This window comes from Nocardiopsis salina YIM 90010, from assembly GCF_000341025.1.
Lineage (GTDB): Bacteria > Actinomycetota > Actinomycetes > Streptosporangiales > Streptosporangiaceae > Nocardiopsis > Nocardiopsis salina.
The window spans coordinates 22,388-36,779 of record NZ_ANBF01000087.1; the positions used below are offsets into that span (position 1 = coordinate 22,388).

At 69.5% G+C, this 14,392-nt stretch carries 13 protein-coding genes; 8 read left to right on the top strand and 5 right to left on the bottom strand.

Going from position 1 to position 14,392, the window contains the following annotated elements:
- Window positions 1–48 precede the first annotated feature (48 nt).
- Together D474_RS0109785 and D474_RS0109790 are read left to right on the top strand one after the other, a co-directional pair.
- Window positions 49–1,074: an ABC transporter permease gene (locus tag D474_RS0109785; RefSeq protein ID WP_026118338.1), complete on the top strand. Its 1,026-nt coding sequence runs from the start codon at window positions 49–51 to the stop codon at window positions 1,072–1,074.
- A gap of 68 nt (window positions 1,075–1,142) precedes the next feature.
- Complete coding sequence (locus D474_RS0109790) at window positions 1,143–2,948, top strand: ABC transporter substrate-binding protein (RefSeq protein WP_017613404.1); 1,806 nt, start codon at window positions 1,143–1,145, stop codon at window positions 2,946–2,948.
- A gap of 204 nt (window positions 2,949–3,152) precedes the next feature.
- Here the strand turns inward: D474_RS0109790 and D474_RS0109795 are convergent, their stop codons facing one another.
- A complete protein-coding gene (locus D474_RS0109795) occupies window positions 3,153–3,767 on the bottom strand; it encodes a hypothetical protein (RefSeq protein ID WP_239647030.1) in 615 nt (204 codons plus the stop codon).
- Window positions 3,768–3,895: 128 nt separating this feature from the next.
- On the opposite strand from D474_RS0109795, the gene D474_RS0109800 reads away from it, so the two are divergent.
- The gene (locus D474_RS0109800) at window positions 3,896–4,867 is read left to right on the top strand and encodes an ATP-dependent DNA ligase (RefSeq protein ID WP_017613406.1); all 972 of its coding nucleotides are present in this window, start codon (window positions 3,896–3,898) and stop codon (window positions 4,865–4,867) included.
- Between the two features lies 1 nt (window position 4,868).
- On the opposite strand, the gene ku is transcribed toward D474_RS0109800, so the two are convergent.
- Window positions 4,869–5,861, bottom strand: coding sequence for a non-homologous end joining protein Ku (ku, locus tag D474_RS0109805; protein ID WP_017613407.1), 993 nt, complete (start codon window positions 5,859–5,861; stop codon window positions 4,869–4,871).
- Between the two features lie 208 nt (window positions 5,862–6,069).
- Between ku and D474_RS0109810 the strand changes: the two genes are divergently transcribed.
- A complete protein-coding gene (locus tag D474_RS0109810; RefSeq protein ID WP_017613408.1) occupies window positions 6,070–7,083 on the top strand; it encodes an ABC transporter permease in 1,014 nt (337 codons plus the stop codon).
- 25 nt (window positions 7,084–7,108) lie between these two features.
- Window positions 7,109–8,986, top strand: a complete 1,878-nt coding sequence (locus tag D474_RS0109815) for an ABC transporter ATP-binding protein (protein ID WP_017613409.1) — start codon at window positions 7,109–7,111, stop codon at window positions 8,984–8,986.
- A gap of 32 nt (window positions 8,987–9,018) precedes the next feature.
- Here D474_RS0109815 and D474_RS0109820 read toward each other — a convergent pair whose 3' ends face one another.
- Window positions 9,019–9,642: a TetR/AcrR family transcriptional regulator gene (locus D474_RS0109820; RefSeq protein WP_017613410.1), complete on the bottom strand. Its 624-nt coding sequence runs from the start codon at window positions 9,640–9,642 to the stop codon at window positions 9,019–9,021.
- A gap of 460 nt (window positions 9,643–10,102) precedes the next feature.
- Between D474_RS0109820 and D474_RS0109825 the strand changes: the two genes are divergently transcribed.
- Window positions 10,103–10,489 (top strand): hypothetical protein, encoded by a 387-nt coding sequence (locus D474_RS0109825; RefSeq protein ID WP_017613411.1) that lies wholly within the window; start codon window positions 10,103–10,105, stop codon window positions 10,487–10,489.
- 95 nt (window positions 10,490–10,584) lie between these two features.
- Here D474_RS0109825 and D474_RS0109830 read toward each other — a convergent pair whose 3' ends face one another.
- Window positions 10,585–11,496 (bottom strand): LysR family transcriptional regulator, encoded by a 912-nt coding sequence (locus D474_RS0109830; RefSeq protein WP_017613412.1) that lies wholly within the window; start codon window positions 11,494–11,496, stop codon window positions 10,585–10,587.
- Between the two features lie 126 nt (window positions 11,497–11,622).
- On the opposite strand from D474_RS0109830, the gene D474_RS0109835 reads away from it, so the two are divergent.
- Both D474_RS0109835 and D474_RS0109840 read left to right on the top strand, forming a co-directional pair.
- Window positions 11,623–12,783 carry an NAD-dependent formate dehydrogenase gene (locus D474_RS0109835; protein WP_026118340.1) on the top strand — a complete coding sequence of 387 codons (1,161 nt, stop codon included), beginning with the start codon at window positions 11,623–11,625 and terminating at the stop codon, window positions 12,781–12,783.
- A gap of 172 nt (window positions 12,784–12,955) precedes the next feature.
- Window positions 12,956–13,498, top strand: coding sequence for an HPP family protein (locus D474_RS0109840; protein ID WP_017613414.1), 543 nt, complete (start codon window positions 12,956–12,958; stop codon window positions 13,496–13,498).
- A 20-nt stretch (window positions 13,499–13,518) separates the two neighbouring features.
- On the opposite strand, the gene D474_RS0109845 is transcribed toward D474_RS0109840, so the two are convergent.
- Complete coding sequence (locus tag D474_RS0109845) at window positions 13,519–14,214, bottom strand: DUF1345 domain-containing protein (RefSeq protein WP_204367110.1); 696 nt, start codon at window positions 14,212–14,214, stop codon at window positions 13,519–13,521.
- Between the last annotated feature and the right edge of the window lie 178 nt (window positions 14,215–14,392).

Sequence of the window (14,392 nt, forward strand, 5' to 3'; positions counted from 1 at the left end):
TCGGTAGTCAATTGGTTTCCCAGAGTTGTAAGCGGGGGGCTACGGTACATGACCACGCCCATGGACGCGCCGGAGTCGTCCCGGAACGCCGCCCCCGAGTCCCTGGCCGCCGGGGGCCGGGGTGCGGCCGGACGGTCTCTGAAACAGATCGCCTGGCAGCGGTTCCGGCGTGACAAGGTCGGCATGGCCGGCGGGGTGGTCGTGCTCCTGCTCATCCTCGTGGCCCTGTTCGCGCCCCTGCTCGTGTCCTGGTTCGGGTATCCGCCGAACCAGTTCAACCAACAGCTCGTCGACCCCCTCACCGGGGGAGTGTTCCGGGATCCCGACCGCCCCGAACTGGGACTGGATCCCTGGGGCGGCATCAGCGCCCAGCACCTGCTCGGCGTCGAACCCGTCAACGGCCGCGACCTGTTCAGCCGCATCGTCTTCGGCGCCCGCACCTCGCTGCTCGTGGCCACCGTCGCGACCGTGGTGTGCGTGGTCATCGGGACGGTGCTCGGAGTCGTGGCCGGTTACTTCGGGGGCTGGATCGACACTGTCATCAGCCGGGCCATGGACATCTTCCTGGCTTTCCCCCTCCTGCTCTTCGCCATCGCCCTGGTCGGAGTCATCCCCGACGGCGCCTTCGGTCTGGAGGGCAACGAGCTGCGCATCGGGGTGCTGGTCTTCATCATCGGGTTCTTCAACTGGCCCTACATCGGCCGGATCGTGCGCGGGCAGACCCTCACCCTGCGCGAACGCGAGTTCGTGGAGGCCTCGCGCAGCCTCGGGGCCGGGAGCGGGCACATCGTCTTCCGGGAGATCCTGCCCAACCTGGTCACGCCGATCCTGGTGTACTCCACTCTGCTGATCCCCACCAACATCCTCTTCGAGGCCGCGCTGAGCTTCCTCGGTGTGGGCATCAACCCGCCCATGGCCACCTGGGGCGGCATGCTCGAGAACGCGCTGCAGTTCTACACGACTTCACCGCACTTCGTGATCATTCCGGGCCTGGCCATCTTCGTCACCGTGCTCGCCTTCAACCTGTTCGGCGACGGGCTCCGCGACGCCTTCGACCCCCGCTCCTCCGACTGACCGGCCGGCGACCCGCCCGAGCCTGCCGTGCCCGCACGGACCCGCAGCGAACCCGATCAGGAGGCAAGGTGAGTACCCACCACGTCACACGCGCGGCGCCGCGTCGAAGGCACGCCGTCCGGGGCCGGGGAACAGGGCCGCCGGCGGCTGCGAGCGCCCTGGTCGTCCTGCTGGCCGCCTGCGGTGGCGGCGGGCAAGCGCAGGGCGAGGGCGAGTTCAACGAGGGTGAGGACTCGGTGGTCAACGCCTCCGACGAGGCGGGCGGCACTCTCCGTTACGGGCTGGCCGCCGATTTCGACTCGCCCGACCCCGGCAACACCTATTACGCCTTCAGCTGGAACTTCAGCCGCTACTACGCGCGCACCCTGCTGACCTACGAGCAGGAGCCGGGGGAGGCCGGGACCGAGCTCGTGCCCGACATGGCCGAGGACATGCCCGAGTCCAACGACGACTCCACCGAGTGGACCGTGAACCTCAAGGAAGGCCTGGCCTTCGAGGACGGATCGCCGATCACCGCCGAGGACGTCAAGTACGCCATCGCGCGGTCCAATTTCGGTGACCAGGCCCTGCCCAACGGGCCCAAGTACTTCGTGGACCTGCTCGCCGACAGCGACGGCTACGAGGGCCCCTACGCGGCGGACGGCGGAGACGACCCCCTGGAGGGTTTCGGCGGTATCGAGACCCCGGACGACCACACGCTGGTCTTCCACCTCGACGAACCGTTCTCGGAGTTCCCCTACGTCCTCATCCAACCCCAGACCGCGCCGGTTCCGGCCGACGCCGACGAGGGTGAGCAGTACCAGAACCGCGTGATCTCCTCCGGCCCCTACAAGTTCGCCGAGGACTACCGGCCCGGTGTCGGCCTGAACCTGGAGCGCAACGAGGAGTGGGATGCCGGCACCGACGACGTCCGCCCCGCCCTGCCCGACCGCGTCGAGCTGGAGATCGGTGTCGAGCAGAACGAGATCGACCAGCGCCTGATCAACGGGGATCTCGACGTGGATCTGGCCGGCGTCGGCGTGGGCCCTGCGATGAAGGGCACACTCATCACCGACGAGAGCCGGCGTCCCAACGTGGACAACCCGCAGACCAGTACGTTGCGGTACTTCAACGTCAACACCGTCGTGGAGCCCTTGGACGACCCCGCCTGCCGCGAGGCGGTGATGTACGCCGCCGACCGCGACGCCCTGCAACGGGCCTGGGGCGGCGACACCGGGGGCGACATCGCCACGCAGGTGATGCCGCCCTCACTGCCGGGGTCGGACCAGAGCATCGACCTGTACCCGTCCGAGGACGACTCCGGTGACCTGGAAACGGCGCGGGAGAAGCTGGAGGAGTGCGGCGAGCCCGACGGGTTCAGCACCACCATCGGCACCCGCTCGGACCGGCCGACCGACGTCAGCTCCGCGGAAGCGCTGCAGCAGTCCCTGTCACGGGTGGGCATCGAGACCGAGATCCAGCAGTACCCGTCGGACTCGTACACCAACACACAGGCCGGTTCGCCCGACTTCGTGCACGACAACGACCTGGGGCTGACCGTCTACGGGTGGGCGCCGGACTGGGCCAGCGGTTACGGGTTCATGAGCAAGATCCTGGACGGAGATGCGATCCAGGAGGCCGGCAACTCCAACATCTCCGAGCTCGACGACCCGGAGATCAACGTCTGGTTCGACGAGGTGCAGACCCTCGACGATCCGGACGAGCGCTCGTCCCTCTACACGCAGATCGACGAGCGGGCGATGGAGCAGGCGGCGATCCTACCGATGGTCTTCGAGCGCATCGTCGTCTACCGCCCGCCGCATCTGACCAACGTCTACTATCACGCCGGTTACTCGATGTACGATTTCATGGCCCTGGGGACGACACGGGAGTAGACACACCGGTGGGCCGTCCTTTGCCCGGGCGTGGACCTGCTGTCCTCGACGCCGGGGCCGGAAGGGTTCGTCCGGGTAAAGCAAGGGCCCCGGTTCCTTGGCGGAACCGGGGCCGGCGGGTGTGGTCGATCGTGTATGAGCGGGGATCACACGGTCTGTGCCCGCCCGGGGGTGGGGTTCACCCCCTGGTGGTCTGTGCGGGGTTTACCAGAGGTACTCGACGATGGTCTCGGCGTCGTCCATCTGGTGGTGGTAGCGATCGGGGTAGGCCGAGCGCTGCACGTCCTGGGCGACGGTGCCCATCTCCTCGTCCTTCCAGCTCTCGTCGGGGAAGACGACCTCGAGCTCGTCGTAGAAGGCGTCGGTGGCCCACCCGGCGTCGAGCCGGTCGTCGGCCGAGCCGTAGTGGTCGCGCTGCTGGTAGAGGCCGACACTGTCGCGGTCGCCGCCGTCGTAGTTGTTCAGGTGGGTCTCGACGATGACGGTGGACATGGCGATGGCCGCGGCCTCCTGGTCCATGTCGCGGTCCTTGGAGGCCTCCACGACCTCGTTGGCACAGGTGGCGGTGCGCGCGTCCATGTCGCCGGCCATGTCCTGGGTCAACTCGTCGTTGAGGTCGTCGGCGGCCTCGTCGGCCGCCTCGGGGAAGTCGCCGTCGGCACCGTTGAGGTCCATGTCGACGGACATGCAGCCGTCGTTGTCCTCGTTGCTCTCGTCAGCGGCTGCGGTTCCGGGGCCGGCGAGGAGCAGGCCGCCGCTGAGCAGCACGCCCGATGTCGCAGTAAACACAAACTTCGGCATCGATTCGATAAAAGGCATGTGTGCAATGTAGGGCGTGACCCGGATTTTGTGGGTGGTTGGAACCACATCGGGCACGTGTGAAACACGACGCCGCACCCGAGCAACCATGCAGGGTGTTTTCGACGTCCGGGGGTTGAGGGGTTCACGTGGAACCGATCGAGCCGATGCTGGCCCGCACGGTCGAACACCTGCCGACCGGCGAGCGCCTGCTGTACGAACCCAAGTGGGACGGCTTCCGCGCCGTGGCCGGGACCGGGCCGGTGGAGATGTACTCCAGGAACGGGCGCCGCCTGCACACACGCTTTCCCGAGGTCGCCGAGGCCCTACGGGAGCAGTTGCCCACCGGGGTGGTGCTCGACGGCGAGATCATCCGTTGGTCCGACGACGGCCGCCTGGACTTCGGGGCCCTGTTGCGCAGGAACGGCGTCAGTTCCCGCCGCGCACGGCAACTGGCCCGCAGCGAACCCTGCCACTACGTCGTCTTCGACCTCCTGGCGCTGGCCGGACGCTCCCTGACCCACCGGTCCCTGGAGCACCGGCGTGCCGAACTCGAACGCCTCATGGAGCTGGTCGCCCAGCCGTCCCCGCTGACCCTGGGTTGGCAGACCGGCAACCCGGACGTGGCCCTGCAGTGGTGGCGGGAGATGCCGGCCGTCGGTGTCGAGGGCGTCATGGTCAAGGACGGCGGGCGTTCCTACCGCCCGGGCCGGCGCGACTGGCGCAAGTACAAACACCGGGTCACCACCGAGGCGATCGTCGGCGGCACCGTCGGTGAACCCGACCGGCCGCGCGCGCTGATCCTGGGGCGCACCGACCCCGAGACGGGGGAGCTGCACATCGCCGGCCGCACCCTGGACCTGACCGACGACCAGGCACACGAACTGGGTCCCTTCCTCACCAAGGCCGACCGCGGGGACCACCCGTGGCCCAAGACCCTGCCGCCCTCGTGGGGACAGACCGAACGGCAGCGCTACGTCCAGGTGGTTCCCGAGACGGTGGTGGAGATCTGCCCGGACACCGCGACGCTGGCCGGGCGCTGGCGGCACCTGGCCGAGTACGTTCGCCCCCGAACCGACCTGCGTCCGCGGGACGTGCCCGCCGGGCTCGAAGTGGACTGAGTCAGCCTGCGCGGTCCACGGCCTCGGCGAGCTCGTCCCGGCTCATCTTCGAACGGCCCTCGACACCGAGCTCCTTGGCCCGCGCCATGAGTTCCTTCTTCGTCGGGGCGCTCCTCTGCTCCGGGGCGCTGCTCTTGCCCGAGGACTGCTCCTGCGAACGCCGCGGGGCGGGCGCGCGCTGTGAACCCCCGGACTTCTTGCCGCCGCCCTTGCTGCCGCGCCGTTCCTGCAGCGACCGCCGCAGTGCGTCGTCCAGGGCCACGACCTTGCCCTGCTCCTCGGGCTCCTCGGGCTCGTAACTGATCGTGCTGCCCTTGGCCTTGGCCTCGATGAGCTCCTCGAGACGGCGCTCGTACTCGTCGGTGTACTGGGAGGGTTCCCAGTCGGCGGCCATCGCCTCGATGAGCTGCTCGGCCAGCTCCAGATCCTTGTCCTCGACCTCCCCCGACGGCGGGCGCATCACATCCTCGGGTTCGCGGATCTCGTCGGGCCAGTACAGAGTGGACGCGGTCAGTACCCCCTGCTGCGGGGTGATCAGCACCAGGTGCTCACGGCCGCGCATCACCATTCGCCCCAGCCCGGCGCGCCCGGACTCGGTCAGCGCCCGGCACAACAGTCGGTAGGGCTTGGCCGCACCCTTGTCCGGGCCGACGTAGTAGGTCGAGGCGTACCAGAGCGGGTCGATGCTCGCCGTCTCGACGAACCCCTCCACCTCGAGGGTCTTGGAGCGCACCGGTTGGATGCGTTCGAGCTCCTCGGGCTCGAGGACGACGTAGGAGTCCCGGTCCGACCCGTACTGGGCCCCCTTGACGATGTCGTCCTGGGACACGGGCTCACCGGTGCTCTCGTTGACCCGCTTGTACCGCACCCGGTCGGAGGTGCCCTTGACGAACTGGTGCGTCGTGGGGCCGTGCCGCTCCCTCGCGGAGTACAGCCGGGCCCCCATGCTGACCAGCCCGAAGCTCAGCGTCCCGGTCCAGACGGGGTTGGCCATCGGTATCACCCCTTCCTGCCCCAGTGTGGGACAGGCCCGACCAATCACCAGGTGGCCAGGTGCAAAACCTCGGCACACGTACGCGCGGGGGGAGCGAAGCGGCGCGTGCTCGTGATCGAGTAAATACTCTGCGTTACGTTCTGGTGGTGGAGGGGCCGCGTCGCGGGCGGGCCCCGCCCCCTCCGGCACCCGAGAGAGAAAGCGCGCCGTGCTGACCTACATCCTGCGCCGCCTCGGCGCCGGTCTGCTGCTGTTGGCCGTGGTCACCATGGTCACCTTCGCCATCTTCTACGTGGTGCCCCGCTTGGCCGGGCGCACCACCGAACAGCTGGCCACGATGTACGTCGGGCGCGCGCCCACCCCCGAGGCGATCCAGGCCACCATCGACCGCCTGGGGCTCGACCAGCCCATCGCCGTGCAGTTCTACGAGTTCGTGCGCGGCATCCTGTTCGGGGCCGAGTACCAGTTCGGGCGGGACACGGTCCAGTGCTCCGCACCCTGCTTCGGGTTCTCGTTCCAGACCTACCAGGAGGTCTTCCCCGAGATCGTCGCGCGCCTGCCGGTGACGGTCTCGCTCGCGGTCGGGGCCGGCATCATCTGGCTCGTGGGCGGGATCGCCGTCGGCGTGGTCTCCGCGGTGTGGAAGGGCAGCATCTTCGACCGGACCGCGATGGCCGTGGCCCTGGCCGGGGTCTCCCTGCCGATCTTCTTCACCGGTCTGCTCTCGCTGGCCTTCCTCGTGCACTCCTGGGGGCTCTTCGCCACCCCGATCTACGTGCCCTTCAGCGAGAACCCCCTGGGCTGGGCCGAAGGCATGGTGCTGCCCTGGCTGACCCTGGCGTTCCTGCACGCGGCGATGTATGCACGCCAGACCAGGGCGGGCATGCTCGAGACGCTCAGCGAGGACTACATCCGCACCGCGCGCGCCAAGGGGCTGAGTGAACGCAGGGTCGTGCTCAAACACGCCCTGAGGCCGACCCTCACCCCGATCGTGACCATCTTCGGCCTCGACCTGGGCCTGGTGCTGGGCGGCGCCGTACTGACCGAACAGGTCTTCTCCCTGAACGGGATCGGCCGCTACGCCGTGCAGGCCATCACCCAGAGCGATCTTCCGGTGATCCTCGGCGTGACCCTGTTCGGCGCCTTCTTCATCGTGGTCAGCAACCTGATCGTCGACCTCCTCTACCCGTTGATCGACCCCCGAGTGCGCGTCCACGGCTGACCGGCAACCACCAGAGAGGCCCACCATGAACAGATCGGACCCCGCTGACGCCCCCGTCGTCCGTGTCGACGACCTGCGGGTGAAATTCCCGACCCTGGACGGGCAGGTCCGGGCGGTGGAGGGCCTGTCCTTCGAGGTCCCGGTCGGCGGCGGCCTGGGCATCGTGGGTGAGTCGGGGTCGGGCAAGAGCGTGACCTCGCTGGCGATGATGGGTCTGCACCGGGGGACCCGGGCGGAGATCTCCGGTTCGATCGAGGTGGCGGGCCAGGACGTCAACACCGCCAGTGACAAGCAGTTGCGGGCGATGCGGGGCAACGACATCGCGATGGTCTTCCAGGACCCCATGCAGTCGCTGCACCCGCAGTTCACCGTCGGCAACCAGCTGGTGGAGGCCCTGCGCGTGCACCGCTCCGAGGTCTCCCGTGCGGACGCCCGCGCCAGGGCGGTGGAGTCGTTGGAGCGGGTGGGGATCCCGGAGCCGGCCAAGCGCATCAACTCCTACCCGCACGAGTTCTCGGGGGGTATGCGCCAGCGCGTGGTGATCGCGATGGGACTGATGTGCGATCCGAAGGTGCTGCTGGCCGACGAGCCGACCACGGCGTTGGACGTGACGGTGCAGGCCCAGGTGCTCGACCTGTTGGACAGCTTGCGCAGTGAGCTGGGCATGGCGTTGATCCTGGTCTCGCACGACCTGGCCGTGGTGGCCGGTTCGGTGGACGAGGTCGTGGTGATGCGCCACGGCGAAGCGGTCGAGCACGGGGACGTGCGCCGGGTGCTGGCCGAGCCGCAGCACGCCTACACTCGCGCGCTGTTGGACGCGGTTCCGCGGGTGGAGGTCTCCCGCGCCCAGCGGCGTGCCCAGGACCGCGCCGACCGTACCTACGGAGGCACCGCGCCCGGAACCGGGGACGACGCCGCCGCGGGTGGAACTGCACCCGGCAACGGGGCCCGCACCGCCCCCGTACCGCCGCCCGCCGGGGCCACGGCCTTCGGGCACACCCCGACGGCCGAGGGAGAACCCGCCCCGGAACCGGGCTCCGGGACCGAGGTGGCAGCCGTCTCCGGACCGGATGCCCCGACCCGGGACCGGGGCGNCTTCAAGGTGCGCGGCGGCCTGTGGGGGCGTTCCAGCGACTTCTGGGCGGTCAAGGGTGTGAGCTTCGACCTCCACCCCGGACAGACCCTGGGCCTGGTCGGGGAGTCGGGGTCGGGCAAGAGCACGCTGTCCCGGATGGTGATGCGGCTGCTGGAACCGACCGAGGGCACCGTGGAGTTCGAGGGCCGCGACATCACGCACCTGTCGGAGCGGGCGCTGCGTCCGCTGCGGCGCGACATCCAGATGGTCTTCCAGAACCCCTACTCCTCGCTCAACCCCCGGGTCACCGTGGGCGACGCCATCGGTACTGCGCTCAGGGTCCAGGGCGAACGCGACCGGACCACCATCCGCACGCGCGTCCGGGAGCTCCTCGACCGCGTCGGCCTGCAACCCGACCACTACAACCGGTTCCCGCACGCCTTCTCGGGCGGACAGCGCCAGCGCATCGCGATCGCGCGGGCGCTGATCCTCAAGCCGAAACTGATCATCTGCGACGAGCCGGTCTCGGCGCTGGACGTGTCCACCCAGGACCAGGTACTGCGGCTGCTGTCGGAACTGCAGGACGATTTCGGGCTGACCTACATTTTCGTCGCCCACGACCTGGCAGTCGTGCGCCAGGTCAGCGACCGGGTGGCCGTGATGCGCGAGGGCGAGATCGTGGAGATCGGCGACAGCGACACCGTCTACGAGAACCCGCGGAGCGAGTACACCCGGGAACTGCTCACCGCCGCACCCGTGCTCGACCCGGACGAGGCCCGCCGCCTGAGGGCCGAACGGGTGGCCGGGGCCGGTCCCGTCGGCGCCTGAGGCCGCGGCCGCGCGGCCGCGGTCCACGGGCGTCAGGGCGCCAGCCCCCGCAGCAGGGAACGCAGCCCGAACCGGAACCGCGCCGCCCACGCAGCCGCGTCCAGGGCCTCCTCGCCGTCCTCGTCGGAGTGGCGCACCTGGTGCACCACCGACCCGATGCAGTACGCGTGCAGGGCGTCGGCCGCCATCTCGATCTCCTCGCCCGACAGCCCCGCCTCGTCGAAGGCGTGCCGCATCAGTGCCCACGTCGTCGCGCTGTTGGGGGTGCGCGGCGCCCGGTGCGCCAGTAGCGACAGCGCACCCGAGTAGGTCAGCAGGCGTTCGCGGTAGGCCTCGGCCCACGAGGTCAGGCGCTGGTCCCAGGGGCGCTGGTCGGCCACCGCCCGTTCCTCGACCTCCGTCTGTTCCTCGCCCTCCTCGCCCACCTCGTCGTGGAAGGCGGCGCCGGTGGGCGGGGGAGAGGCGACGTAGGCGGCGATGGAGGTGAACAACTGCTCCTTGCCGAGGGGGAAGTGGTGGTAGATCGCCATCGCCTCCACCTCCAGGGCATCGCCCAGGCGGCGCATGGACAGCCCGCCCAGGCCTCGTCCGGCGATGATGTGCAGCGCCTCGATGAGGATGCGCTCACGGCTGAGTCCGGCGTAGTTCCTGCTCACGGTCTTCCTTTCGGGGTCTGCCCGACGAAACTGGCAGCTCGGGGTGGCCCGGGACGGTGCGACGCGCCGGTCACGGCATGCCCTCGACGGCGCTCACGAGCAGTGCTTCGAGGATCGGACCGTCGGTACCGGAACAGTGAGGGAGCGGGGTCCGGCACATACCGACACGTTCGGCGGCGCAGCGTGTGGAGGACGCGCCGACCCGTGTTCGGTGAACAGCCGCACGGCCGGCTCCGGGTCTCCCAGCGGGGCGGAGGCCGTCGTGGCGCGGGGGAGTGCGGCGGGGCGCCGACCATGGACGTCATGTCCCCATTGTGGCGGGCCGCAGCGAGGACGCCGACCGGTGGACCACCGTCGTCGCCTCCTGGTCCGCCTGATCGCCCCACCGCCGTCGCCGGGCCCGCCGGCCGTGGGGCTAGAGTGACTGTGACCGACAACACTCGGGCAACGGAGGACACAGATGTCACCGGTCAAGCAGGGCAGGGAACAGGCGATGCAGCGCCTGGCCGAGGACCAGGAACGGGCCGACCGGCTGCCCGACCTGCTCCGCTCGGTCTCCCGGGCCCAGAGCGCGCTGGAGGCCGCCCGTGAACAGAACGCCCCCGACGAGGAGGTGCGCCGCCACGGCCTGGAACTCGACACCGCCCTGACCGAGGCGATGCGGGCCGCCTACGCCAAGGAACGCACCCTCGTGGGCCCCAAGGGCTACACCGACCGCATCCACCGCCGCAAGCGTCTGGCCACCCCGGCCGTACGCCGTGCCACGGAGGAGGCCGAGGAACTGCTCACCGCACGCGAGGACCACCGCCTCCACGGCGTCCAGCGCATCCCCCGGCGCACGTTCTGACCCCGACGGGTCTGCACTGGACTGCTCCCCGGAAGCCGGACGGCGGGATCCGTCCCGTCCACCGGGGAGCAGTTGCATGAGAGACGACAACTCGCTCACCCGCCGAGGGCGGCCCTGAGCAACTCCTGCGCTGCGTGGGTGGGCGGGACCTGCCCCTGGCGCCAGACCGCGCCGAACTGCCGCCGGAACTCGACCTGGCGGACGTGCACGCGCACCAGCCGGTCCTGTTCGAGGTACCATGCGGCCGGGAGCCTGCTGATGACCGCCGGGGCCACATCGGCGGCTGCGGATTCCAGCACCGAGATGTTGCTCGAGAACTCGAGCGCGGGCTCCGAGAGGCTCGACCGTTCGACGCCGTGTTCCAGGAGTGCCGCCTGGACGACCGAGCGACAGCCCGACCCCTCCTCCCGAGTGACCAGCGGTGTCTTGGCCAGGGTCCACGGGCTGATGCGCCGCGTCCTGGCCCAGGGGTGTGCGGGGGAGACGTACACCGCGAGCTCGTCCGAGGCGACGAACGTGTAGCGCAGACCGGGCGGAGGCTCGTTCCCTTCGACGAATCCGATGTCGACCTCGGCATCGGCGACGAGCCGGACGACCTCGCGGGTGTTCGTCGCACGCGACCGCACGCTCCGCGGATCGTTGCCGTTGCCGATGTAGGCGCCGATCCACTGCGGCAGGAGGTACTCGGCGACCGTGAGACTGGAGGCGACACTGAGCTGGTCCTGCGCCGCGAGCATCGTCTCCAGAGCCGCGTCCAACTCGGTTGCCGCTTCCAGCACACCCCGGGCGAGCCCGAGCAGGGCGGTCCCGTCCTCGGTGAGCTGCGAGGACCGGGACGCGCGCACCACGAGCGACCGCCCCAGATGCTGTTCGAGCCTGCGCAGCCGCAGTGAGGCCGCCTGCTGGGTCACCCCGAGTTCCCCGGCGGCGAGGGTGATGGATCCCGTGCGCCCGATCGCCTCCAGGAGTTCGAGGGCGCGCAGATCCGGCATCTGATCGCTGAACACCTTTCCATTTTACGCACAACCACGGCTTGTGGCATGGCAATCACACGTTCGTGGTGGGCTCGGGGAAGCGGAGCTAACGTGAAAGGGAAATCCCATTCGAAAGCTCAGTCCCTGTTGGAGGGAATCATGGCAAAAATTGTTCTCGTCCTGTACCCGGACCCTGTTTCCGGGTTTCCGCCGGAGTATGCGCGGGACAGTGTCCCCGAGGTCTCCGCGTACCCGGGCGGAGCCACACTGCCCACGCCCAAGGGCCTCGGTTTCACCTCGGGTGAGCTGCTCGGGTCCGTGTCCGGCGCGCTCGGCCTCAAGGAATGGCTGGAGTCCGAGGGGCACACCGTCGTGGTCACCAGCGACAAGGAGGGATCCGAATCTGTTCTCGAGCGCGAACTTCCCGACGCCGACATCGTGGTCTCCCAGCCTTTCTGGCCCGCTTATCTCACGCCCGAGAGGATCGAAAAGGCAAAGAATCTGCACCTGGTCGTCACCGCCGGTATCGGGTCCGACCACACCGATCTCGACGCGGCCAACGCACGCGGGATCACCGTTGCGGAGGTCACCTACAGTAACAGCATCAGCGTCGCCGAACACACCGTCATGCAGGTTCTCGTTCTGGTGCGCGACTTCGTGAAGCAGCACCGGATCGCGGCCGAGGGCGGCTGGAACATCGCCGACGCCGTCGAGCGGTCCTACGACCTCGAGGGCATGCGCGTGGGAGTCTTCGCAGCGGGACGCATCGGCCGTGCGGTGATCGAGCGCCTTGCACCGTTCGGCGTGCAGCTGAGCTACGCCGACCGCTTCCGACTGCCCGCGGAGTACGAGGAGCGGTACGGCCTCACCTACTACGAGAGCATCGAGGACCTCGTGGCCGAGGTCGACGTGCTCACCGTGCACGCTCCACTCACCGCGCAGACCCAGGGCCTGCTCGACGACGAGCTCCTGGCGACGATGCCGCGCGGTTCCTACATCGTCAACCCCGCCCGGGGGGCCATCGCAGACCGGGACGCGGTCGTGCGCGCGCTCGAGTCCGGTCAGCTGGCCGGGTACGCCGGCGACGTCTGGGACCCGCAGCCCGCGCCGGCCGACCACCCGTGGCGGACGATGCCGAACAACGCCATGACCACCCACACCTCCGGCACATCGCTGTCCGGACAGGCGCGCTACGCGGCAGGGGCCCGGGAGATCCTCGAGGACTGGTTCGCCGGCAACCCGATCCGCCCCGAATACCTCATCGTCGAGGGCGGCTCCTACGCGGGCACCGGCGCTCACTCCTACGCCGAACAGTCCTGAGGCGACGGCCCTCAGGGATCCGCGGCGGGCACGGGCCGGACCGGCGATGGGCGGGGTGGGCGGGTCCGTGGGCCCGCCCTCCCCGCGCCGGTTCCGACGGCACGGCCGAGTCGGAGCCCCGCCCTTCCCGCCCCGACAGAGCCAGAGAGAACCGAGGACCCCTGGAGCGCTGGTGAACAGTTCCGAACGGTCGGCCGCCGGCTTGCGCGCAGTGCTCGGCCGGTGGGCCGCGCTCGTCAGACGCGGCACAGCCTCCCCGCAGCAACGGCCACCCTGGCACGTCATCACCGCGGCCTCGCTGGCCGGGGCGATGACGATCGGGGTGCTGGGCCTGACCGGTGACGTCGCGGGAACACCCGTCCTCGTCGCGGCGTTCGGCTCCTCGTGCGTCCTGGTCTTCCTGCTTCCCGACGGGCCGCTCTCGCAGCCCGTGGGCGTCATCGGGGGCCACTTCGTCTCCGCCCTCTGCGGCTTGGTCGTGCACACGCTCATGCCGGTCGAGTGGTGGAGCCTCGGGCTCTCGGTGGGCGCCGCGATGGCTGCGATGGCCGCACTGCGGATCGTGCACCCGCCCGCGGGCGCGACGCCCATCGCGATCATGCTGACCCACGGGGGCTGGGGATATCTGTTCACCCCGGTGCTGGCCGGCGCGGTGCTGCTGACGGTGTGCGCGCTGATCCACCGCGTCCTCATGCGGAGGTTCTCCGGTGATTGACCGGATCCGCTCCGACCGGCTCAGCCGGTGAAAACCCCCACCACGAGGTTGATCGCCACTGCCATGATCACCGTTCGGAAAACATACGAGAGCAGTCCGTGGCGGAACACCACGGACATGGTCCCTGGGTCCGTCACGGACATCCCACCGGGGATTCCGGAACTGATGCCGATGGAGAAGCTGAAATAGATGAACTCCCGGAAGGACGGTGCTGTGTCGATGGCGAAGTCGATCCCGCTCCGGTGGTCCCGGTCGTAGTACAGGTATGCGTAGTGGGTGGCGTACATGAGGTGCAGCCCGGACCAGAGCATGAACACGCTCATCAGAGCGACGAGGGCCGGCACGTAGCCCGCATCCGTCCCTCCCAGGACCAGCATCGCGACGGTCACGCCGATCCCGCACAGCCCTGCCACGGTGACACTGAGCTCGTCGAGGACGGGTCCGAAGGTCTCCCGCAAGGATTCCTCGCGCGTGGACTCCGCGTCCATGGGCCACAGGACAGCTGCCCCACTGACCGCGAACACCGCCGCCGTACCCGCGATCCCGACCAGCGCGCCGTGGGCGGTCTGGGCCCAGACGCCCGCCAGGAGTCCGCCGGCCACCCCGATGGAAAGCGATGCGGCCAGGCGGGACGTGGCACTGATCATGAGTCGTCGGAGTGTGAGCACGATCCTCCTCCGGTCGGAGACCACCCGGTGTGCGGAACTGGAGCCCATCCTGCCCCGTCCCGGTCGCACCGAGCGCGATGATCGGGCTCCGGGCAGGTCGCGCCGGTGCCGGGCGGCGCGCCGTGGCCGCGGTTGGCCTGTGCACAGGACCATCTCCCCGGCACCATGCCCCGGGCCGTCAGGGGCGTGCACGCGAAGGGGCCACCGGGAGCTGACGTCGAAGGAA